The 8607-nt window shown below is 64.4% G+C and carries 8 protein-coding genes and 1 tRNA gene; 4 read left to right on the plus strand and 5 right to left on the minus strand.

Annotation, left to right across the window (positions count from 1 at the left end; all coding sequences use genetic code 11):
* Positions 1-177: 177 nt before the first annotated feature.
* Positions 178-633, plus strand: coding sequence for a hypothetical protein (locus tag AS156_RS06125; RefSeq protein WP_066501369.1), 456 nt, complete (start codon positions 178-180; stop codon positions 631-633).
* A 73-nt stretch (positions 634-706) separates the two neighbouring features.
* On the opposite strand, the gene AS156_RS06130 is transcribed toward AS156_RS06125, so the two are convergent.
* The 4 genes from AS156_RS06130 to AS156_RS06145 form a co-directional block, all read right to left on the minus strand.
* Positions 707-1288 carry an NUDIX hydrolase gene (locus AS156_RS06130; RefSeq protein ID WP_066501373.1) on the minus strand — a complete coding sequence of 194 codons (582 nt, stop codon included), beginning with the start codon at positions 1286-1288 and terminating at the stop codon, positions 707-709.
* Positions 1289-1307: 19 nt separating this feature from the next.
* Positions 1308-1769 carry a GNAT family acetyltransferase gene (locus AS156_RS06135; protein WP_066501375.1) on the minus strand — a complete coding sequence of 154 codons (462 nt, stop codon included), beginning with the start codon at positions 1767-1769 and terminating at the stop codon, positions 1308-1310.
* A complete protein-coding gene (locus AS156_RS06140) occupies positions 1766-3193 on the minus strand; it encodes an FAD-binding oxidoreductase (RefSeq protein WP_066501378.1) in 1428 nt (475 codons plus the stop codon). The genes AS156_RS06135 and AS156_RS06140 overlap by 4 nt, the downstream gene beginning before the upstream one ends.
* Positions 3194-3306: 113 nt before the next feature.
* Positions 3307-4296, minus strand: a complete 990-nt coding sequence (locus tag AS156_RS06145; protein WP_066501379.1) for an L-threonylcarbamoyladenylate synthase — start codon at positions 4294-4296, stop codon at positions 3307-3309.
* A 67-nt stretch (positions 4297-4363) separates the two neighbouring features.
* Here AS156_RS06145 and AS156_RS06150 point away from each other — a divergent pair.
* A tRNA-Pro gene (locus tag AS156_RS06150) sits at positions 4364-4440 on the plus strand.
* Between the two features lie 250 nt (positions 4441-4690).
* On the opposite strand, the gene AS156_RS06155 is transcribed toward AS156_RS06150, so the two are convergent.
* Positions 4691-5299, minus strand: a complete 609-nt coding sequence (locus tag AS156_RS06155) for a hypothetical protein (RefSeq protein WP_066501381.1) — start codon at positions 5297-5299, stop codon at positions 4691-4693.
* Positions 5300-6198: 899 nt separating this feature from the next.
* On the opposite strand from AS156_RS06155, the gene AS156_RS06160 reads away from it, so the two are divergent.
* Together AS156_RS06160 and AS156_RS06165 are read left to right on the plus strand one after the other, a co-directional pair.
* Positions 6199-7059 (plus strand): tyrosine-type recombinase/integrase, encoded by an 861-nt coding sequence (locus AS156_RS06160; RefSeq protein ID WP_066501385.1) that lies wholly within the window; start codon positions 6199-6201, stop codon positions 7057-7059.
* A gap of 6 nt (positions 7060-7065) precedes the next feature.
* On the plus strand, positions 7066-8247 hold the full coding sequence (locus AS156_RS06165; protein ID WP_245312562.1) for an IS91 family transposase: 1182 nt from the start codon (positions 7066-7068) through the stop codon (positions 8245-8247).
* The last annotated feature ends 360 nt before the right edge of the window (positions 8248-8607 follow it).

Here is an 8607-nt window from a genome sequence, read left to right on the forward strand (position 1 = left end):
GACAGCATGTGAACGGGCGCCGCCTCAGATGCAGGTTCAACACGGTCTGCGTGCGGGCGCTGATGACGAAGGGGCGGCCCCTGTGCCAAATTGCGCCGCGGCGCGCGCTTGCTACAGTCGCAGCACCGCGATTCGCGTCCGCGTCGCGACGTGAGCAAATTTTGGGGAGACCGCACAATGAGATTGTCATCGGCGAGATTGTCATCCGCCCTTCGCGCCGCGCTGGTCGCACTGACGGCGTTCGCAGGCATCGCCTTCTCGTCCGCCGCCCAGGCCGACGGCGGCTTCATCAGACTCACGATCTACAAGGCCGGTTGGTTCATCGGCGGCTCCGGCGGCAGCGGCACCCTGACGTTCCGTGGTCGCACCTATGCGCTCTCCACCGGCGGGCTCGATTACGGCCTGGTGTTCGGCGGCTCCAAGACCGTGCTGCGCGGCCGCGTCAGCAACATCAACCGTCCCTCCGACGTCGCCGGCGTCTATGGCGCGGCGGGCGCGGGGCTGGCGCTCGGCCGCGGCGCCCGCGCGATCGTGCTCACCAACCAGAAGGGCGCAGTGCTCGAGCTGACCGGCCAGCAGATCGGCCTGATGGCAAACGCCGATCTGAGCGGCCTGGCGATCACGATGCGCTAGCGCGCCGCTCGCCCACTGTGCGTGACGTTGTCCCGGCCTTGGCCGGGACAAGACTAGATTCGGCAACCAGCGGTCACCTGAACAGATGCAGCGCTGCATATTGCAGCAGCATGATGGTCTTGGCGTCGACGATGCGGCCGTCGCCGATCATCGCGAGCGCCTCGTCGATCGAGAGCTCCAGCACCTCGATGTCCTCGCCTTCGTCGGCGAGCCCGCCGCCATCGCCGATACGCATCGTGGCGTCGTATTCGGCGACGAAGAAATGCAGCTTCTCGGTCACCGCGCCCGGCGTCATGAACGCCTCGAACACCTTCCGCACGTGGTCGAGCCGGTAACCGATCTCTTCTTCCGCCTCGGCGCGAATGCGCAGCTCCGGCGCGGCGTCGTCGAGCATACCGGCGGCGGCCTCGATCAGGAGATCGTCGTAGCCGTTGGCGAAGGCGGGATAGCGAAACTGCCGCACCAGCACGACGGTGCGCGTCGCCAGATTGTAGGGCAGCAGCGCCGCGCCGTTGCCGCGGTCGTAGCTCTCGCGCACCTGCGTCTGCCACTCGCCATTGGCGCGGCGATAGTCGAAGGTGGTGCTCGTGAGCAGATAGCGCGCCTTGGACAGGACGCGGACCTCCTTGACGCGAACGCGATCGGACATGCTCATGCCTGGATCCTGATCTCGCTCACGGTGTCGGCTCGCGGCCGTCGAGCCATTTGGCCAACATCACCGAGGTCGATTCCTCGTAGCCGATCGTCTGGTAGAACGCGCTCGCCTTGGCGTTCTCGCGCCGCACCAGCAATTGCAGCTTCGGCACGCCGGCCTCGCGCAGCCAGTCTTCCGCCGCCGCCATGATAATGCGGCCAAGGCCCTTGCCCTGCCGATTGGGATCGACGGCGACATAGTAGACCCAGCCGCGATGGCCGTCGTGACCGACCATCGCGGTCGCCACGATCGCACTGCCGTCGCGGCCGAGCAGCACGGCCGAATTCGGTCCGCGCCGCGCCAGCGCAATGTCGGCTGTGGGATCGTTCCACGGCCGCGTCAGGCCGCAGGCCTGCCACAGCGTGACGACGGCAGCGACGTCGTGATCGGTGATTGGGGCAATGGAGAGGATCGGAGAGGGAACGGTCGCAGACGCAGTCACAGCACTTTACCCGGGTTCATGATGCCGAGCGGGTCGAGCATCGTCTTGATGGAACGCATCAGCTCGATCGCGACCTTGTCCTTCACATCAGGCAACTCCTCGCGCTTGAGCACGCCGATGCCGTGCTCGGCCGAGATCGAGCCGCCCATGCGCAGCACGATCTCGAACACGACTGCATTGACGTCGTGCCAGCGCGCCAGGAAGTCGGCCGCATTGCCGCCGACCGGCTGGCTGACATTGTAGTGGATGTTGCCGTCGCCGAGATGACCGAACGGCACCGGCCGCGAGCCCGGGATCAGCTTGACCACCGCGGCATTGGCCTCCTCGATGAAGGCGGGGACGGCGGCGACCGGCACCGAGATGTCGTGCTTGATCGAGCCGCCCTCCGGCTTCTGCGCCCCCGACATCTCGTCGCGCAGCTTCCAGAACGCCTGGCGCTGGCTCAAATTCGCTGCGATCACGGCGTCGTCGACAATGCCTTCCTCCATCGCCTGGGCGAGGATCGCCTCCAGCGTGTCGCGCGCATCGTTGCGCGACGACGACAGCTCCATCAGCACATACCAGGGGTGCTTGCTGGTCAGGGGATCGCGGATGTCGATGCCGTGGCGGATCGAGAAGTCGACCGCGATGTCGGCGAGCAGTTCGAAGCTGGTCAGCGCGCCCGCCGCCTCGTTGCGCGAGATCGACAGTAGCTTGAGCGCCGCGGCCGGCGATTGCAGCCCGACATAGGCGGTTTCGACCGCGCGCGGCCTCGGGAATAGCTTGAGCGTTGCCGCGGTGATGATGCCGAGCGTGCCCTCGGCGCCGATGAAGAGGTTGTGCAGGTCGTAGCCGGTGTTGTCCTTCTTGAGCTTCGACAGCACGTTCAGCACGCGGCCGTCGGCCAGCACGACCTCCAGGCCGAGCGCCATCTCGCGCGCGACGCCATAGGCGAGCGCCCCGGTGCCGCCGGCGTTGGTCGAGAGGTTGCCGCCGATCGTGCAGCTGCCTTCGGCGCCGAGCGAGAGCGGAAACAGCCGATCGACCTCGCTGGCCTTCTGCTGCGCCACCTGCAGCACCACGCCGGCTTCGCAGGTCATGGTGTTGGATTCGGGGTCGACGTCGCGGATCTTGTCCAGCCGCCGCAGCGAGACGACCACCTCGCCATTGTGCGGCGTCTGGCCGCCGACCAGGCCGGTGTTGCCGCCCTGCGGCACCAGCGCGATCTTGTGCTCGGTTGCGAGCTTGCAGATCGCGGAGACCTCGGCGGTCGAACCGGGGCGCAGCACCAGCGGCGAGCGGCCGTGGAACAAGTTACGCTCCTCGGTCAAATAGGGCGCGATGTCCGCGGCGTCGGTCACCACATATTTCTCGCCGACGATGGCGCGGAATTTCTCGATCAGGTCGGGTGGAAGCGGCGGCATGGCAGGCTGGACGATATTCATTGTTCTTGGTCTTTCACTCCGATGTCGAGCATGATGCGATCGAGCCTGCCGCATCATGGGCCCATCTCCTTAGCTTGAGCAGGTTCTGTCCGAAAAGCGGTTCCCTCTTCGGATCATGCCCGGCCGACGGCCGCACGGCGCAGTCGGTCGTTGATGGCTTCACCGAGCCCGTCGTCCGGAATCGGCATCACCGCGATTGCATCGGCGTTTTTCTTGTCGAGCGTACGAAGATAGCCGAAAAGATTGGCGGCGGCCTCGGCGAGATCGCCGCGCTCGGACAGGTTCATCACGACGGAGGCGCATTCGGCCCGCGCGACCTTGGCGCGCCCGAACGCCAGCAGCGCTTCGCCGACATGGACGTCGCTGGCATTGAGCCGGACGGGTGTGCGCGGCGCGTAATGCGAGGCGAGCATGCCTGGCGCGACCGGCTGGCTGTCGTCGCTCTCGGCGGCCGCCGGTGACTGCAAGGGATAACCGAGCACGCGCTCGATCTCGGCGCGGGTCAGGCCGCCGGGCCGTAGCAGCACCGGATCGGAGAAGCAGCCGACGATGGTCGATTCGACGCCGACCTCGACCGCGCCGCCGTCGACGATCAGGTCGATGCGGCCAGCAAGGTCGCCGTTCACATGCTCGGCCGTGGTCGGCGAGACATGGCCGGAGAGATTGGCCGAGGGCGCCACCACGGCGCCGCCGAAGGTTTTGATGATTTCGCGCGCCACCTTGTGGGCGGGGACGCGAATCGCGACGGTATCGAGGCCGGCGGTAGCCAGTTCCGCCACCGGGCAGGAGAGCGCCTTCGGCAGCACCAGAGTCAGCGGGCCGGGCCAGAAGGCCTCGGCAAGCCGCAAGGCCTGGCCGTCGAACAAGGCGATCCGGCGGGCGGCGGCGAGGTCGGCGACATGGGCGATCAGCGGATTGAAGGCCGGCCGGCCCTTGGCCTCGTAAAGACGCGCGATTGCGCTGGCGTTGCCGGCATCGGCGCCGAGACCGTAGACGGTCTCGGTCGGGAAGGCCACCAGGCCGCCCTCGGCCAGCACCCCTGCGGCGGTCGCGGTGGCGGAGGCACCGGCGGGCATAACGTGCGTTCTCAGGGTCGTATCCACTGACTAAAATCCTCAATTCGGTGCCTTGCGGTCTCCGAAACCCGACGCTATAAGCCCGGCTCTTAGTCGGAGTGTGGCTCAGCCCGGTAGAGCACTGCGTTCGGGACGCAGGGGTCGCAGGTTCGAATCCTGCCACTCCGACCATTCATTTTTCAGGCGTTTTCTGATTGCTGGCGGTTCCCAAGTCAACCGGCAACGCCTGGTTCACTTCAATGTCATACCAGCTTCCGGGGCGGCGGTCGTGCGCGAATCGCGGCGCGCCCGGTTCCTTTATCGTGACCGCGCCGCGTGTGCGGGGCCGCAGCTCCGCTGCTCGTCCCTCCAGGAGAAGGAAGCGGATGCGGTGCTCGCGTCCGCTTCCATTGCCAATTCTCAAACCCGGTCGGCTTGAGCGCTATTCTGAGCCGGCTGGCGCGGTCTCGGATGCGTTGACCGATAGTTCGTGGATGACCTTGGCGATCACAAAATACGCAAACGCAAGCAGCAGTAACAATGCTCCAAGCACGAGGCTGACCATTTTCCATGTCAAAGTCGTCTGCTGGCCAGGCTCCTCCAGAGGTTGAAGACACCCACGGTCGATGGCCTTGAAGATTGCTTCCCGCTCCCCAGCAAGCTTGTCTTGCGTTGTCCTGACCTGATTCAGCATTGCCAAAATCTTGCTGCTTCGGGAGGTGTCGCCCGCATCTGCCGGCGGCGCGTGCTCCAGAACAAACGAGTTCTCACTGCTCCTCAGCAGCGTCTCAGCCAAGTTTCCGTACAAGGCGATCTCGTTGTTCGCCGCACTGTTGGCCAAAATCTCATGGGCGTGCTCACACGTCCGATTTGGTCCTATTTCGAAGACCCAAAAGGTGATCCCGCGGCCGTGGCTTACCGCAGTGAGAGCGACGGGCATCGCAATGAGGAGCAGGTAGCAGGCAAACAAAGCGAGCAGGACCGCAGCGGAAAAGAGGGCCGCCTTCCAACCATTTGATAGCTGCGTCAAGTCTTCGACCCAGCCAGTCATTGATAAGAGCCTTTCATTCCAATGTTACTTGCTTGCGGAGAGATTTTCGCTGAAATCGCGTGTCGGTTATCTGATTTCCCGCTGATCTGCACGCGGCGCCTTCACTTGCGAAGCTGATGGTTAAAGCAAGCAGGTTGCATTCTCGCGACATGAATTGCCCGAGCTTTGCATTGTCGTCGCTCCCTCTCGAACAGAGGGCGCAGGGAAAGCCGGGTGCCGATCGCACCCATGGGTCCCGTGCAAAATAGAAAGCACGGGAGGTAGGACCACAGGTGTAACCGGAGCAATCCGGCTTTCCCTGCGCGATGGGCTACGGCTTATACGTGCTCGCCCCGGCGAGACTGGGCTTGCTTGTCACCGCCCTTTCAAGACGCAATCGCGTCTTGAAAGAGGACACCTGCCACTAGGGCGTCAGGCCTGCACGACTTCGCCGTCCGCTTCACGCGTGCTCGTCAGTCACACGCCCGGCGTCCACCGCATCTCACCGCAACACTCGTGACGATCGCGAAGCGCCCCTCAAGCGGGTGAGATGGGCCATTCATACACCGAATCGATATTCTGATAAACAGAAATATTTTTGCGCGTGGGGCTAGACAGGTTTTGCTGAGTTGCCCCTCCGGCTTGAATTGTCGCACCCGGTCGGGAGCGGGCAAGCCGAGCTCTCGCATTTGCATGGGGGCAAGCGCCAAGACCATTATCGACGATCCACACGTTGCGCTGCTGCTGTGGCTTCGACGGCGGACGGCACCGAGTTGAGGAGTCCCGTCCTAGGACCAATCCACATTCAGGATTGAACGAAGCCGCTGTCGCGGCATGTAGGGAGCCATAGCAAGGATTGCCTCCTGTCTGAGAGGATTGCGGGTTTTCGAAGCCCAACCCTTCAGACAGGAGGTTTTCCGATGGCTGAGATCAGCCCACTTCGCCGCCGTATGATCGAGGACATGACGGTCCGCAATCTGTCACCGGCGACGCAGCAATCCTACCTCAACGCCGTAGCGAAGTTGAGCCGGTATTTCGGTCGCTCTCCCGACCGCCTTGACCTGGAGGATATCCGTGCCTTCCAGGTTCATCTGGTGGCGACGGGGATGTCCTGGCCGGCGCTGAACCAAATCGTCTGCGCGCTGCGGTTCTTCTACGGTGTGACGCTTGGTCATGACACCGTTCCGGAACGCATCGCCTATGCGCGCCAACCGCGCAAGTTGCCGGTCGTTCTGAGCGCCGACGAGGTGGTGAGCTTTCTGGAGGCGATCCCGAGCCTGAAGAGCCGTACCGCGCTGACGACGGTCTATGCCGCCGGACTGCGCGTATCGGAAGTGGTCCTCTTGAAGGTTGTCGACATTGACAGCCAACGGATGTTGATCCGGGTCGAGCACGGCAAGGGCGGCAAGGACCGTTACGTTATGCTCTCGCCGCAGCTTTTGAGGATTCTGCGGACGTATTGGCGGCTCACTCGGCCAAAGCGATGGTTGTTTCCCGGCCGCGACGACGAACGCCCGCTCGTCCCGAACGTGCTGCACGCCGCCTGCCGTTCAGCCTGTGCGGCAGCCGGCTTGAGCAAATCGGTGACGGTGCACACGTTGCGGCACACATTCGCGACCCATCTCCTGGAGAACGGGGCCGACGTGCGCATCATCCAGATGTTGCTCGGCCATGCCAGTCTGGCCAGCACGGCGCGCTATACTCAGGTCGCCACAAAGACCATCAGCAACACGCCAAGTCCGCTTGACCGGCTCCGCCTGGAGGTCGTGCCGCCCGGCTGAGCGGACCTGATGGCTCCGGTTCTGGAAGTGGCGGATATCTTCCGCCGCCACGGCGAAGCGTTTCGGCAAGCCCGTGCCGAGCATCTGGGCCGCGTCGAGCGGCGCGTCATGGGCGCGATCACGGCCTGCCGGACGGCTGTGCTCGGCGGCCACGTCGAGCAGTGCGATGACTGCGACGCCACACGCATCGCCTATAACTCCTGCCGCAATCGGCATTGCCCGAAGTGCCAGGGCGCGGCGCGCGCGCAATGGCTCGCCGAACGGCAGGCTGAACTCCTTCCCGTACCGTATTTCCACGTCGTCTTCACCATGCCGGCCCCCGCCGGAGAGATCGCCTTCCAGAACAAGGCCGTCGTCTATGCCATCCTGTTCCGCTGCGCGGCCGAGACGCTCACCACCATCGCAGCCGACCCCAAGCATCTCGGCGCTCAGCTCGGCGTGACTGCCGTCCTCCATACCTGGGGCCAGACCCTGCAACACCATCCGCATATCCACTGCGTCGTGCCGGGCGGTGGACCCTCGCTCGACGGCACGCGCTGGGTCGCTTGCCGGCCCGGCTTCTTCCTGCCAGTGCGCGTTCTCTCCCGGCTGTTCCGCCGCCTGTTTCTGCAAGAGCTGCAAGCTGCCTTCGCGGCTGGCGAGCTGGGCTTCTTCGGCGCTCTCGCCCATCTCGCCGATCCAGCTGCATTCGCCGCGCGCCTTAATCAACTTCGACGGACCGACTGGGTCGTCTATGCCAAGCCACCATTCGGCGGGCCCGAACAGGTGCTGGCTTATCTCGGCCGCTATACGCATCGCGTCGCCATCGCCAACAGTCGGCTGATCTCGCTTGCCGACGGCAAGGTGAGCTTTTCCTGGAAGGACTATCGGCAAAATCGCAAAGCCAAGGTAATGACGCTTGACGCCGACGAGTTCATTCGCCGCTTTCTACTGCACACTCTGCCGGACGGCTTCCACCGCATCCGGCACTACGGCTTCCTCGCCAACGGCGGCCGCAACGATAAGATCGCCCTCTGCCGTCAACTCCTTGCTGTCTGCAACGCGCCAACTGATCAAGAAGCCGCCCCCGATCCCCTCGCCACATGCGAGATCCCCGTCTGCCCACATTGCGGCGGCACCATGCGGCGCGTCGATGTCGTCCCACGAGCGAGCGCGCGCGACCAACCGTTTCGTTGTGATACGTCATGACCAACACCTGCACCATCGACCCCTTCCGTGGTCCGCTTCTCAGCGGTGACGTTCGATGTCGCCGTGGCCGCGTTCGTCACCAAACACCCCGCCAATCGTTCGGCCACGCGTTCCAGCGCAGCAATCCGCTCGCTGGATCGCGCCCTTGGCCCGATCAATTGGGCCCTTCACATCCGATGAATGTGTCGCCGACGCGCGGCGACCTCAGGCGCGCCTTCCCAGAAGCCGCATCCGCGGCGCTATTCCCATAGCGCCCACAACTCCGCAGCTTCGTTCAATCCGGCTTCTGTGAGGTCGCACGCACGACCGAGCGCGCGACTCGCGCCTGCCACGCGACCTCACAGAACCCTCAAGATTCCC

The organism is Bradyrhizobium macuxiense (assembly GCF_001542415.1).
GTDB classification, from domain to species: Bacteria; Pseudomonadota; Alphaproteobacteria; order Rhizobiales; family Xanthobacteraceae; genus Bradyrhizobium; species Bradyrhizobium macuxiense.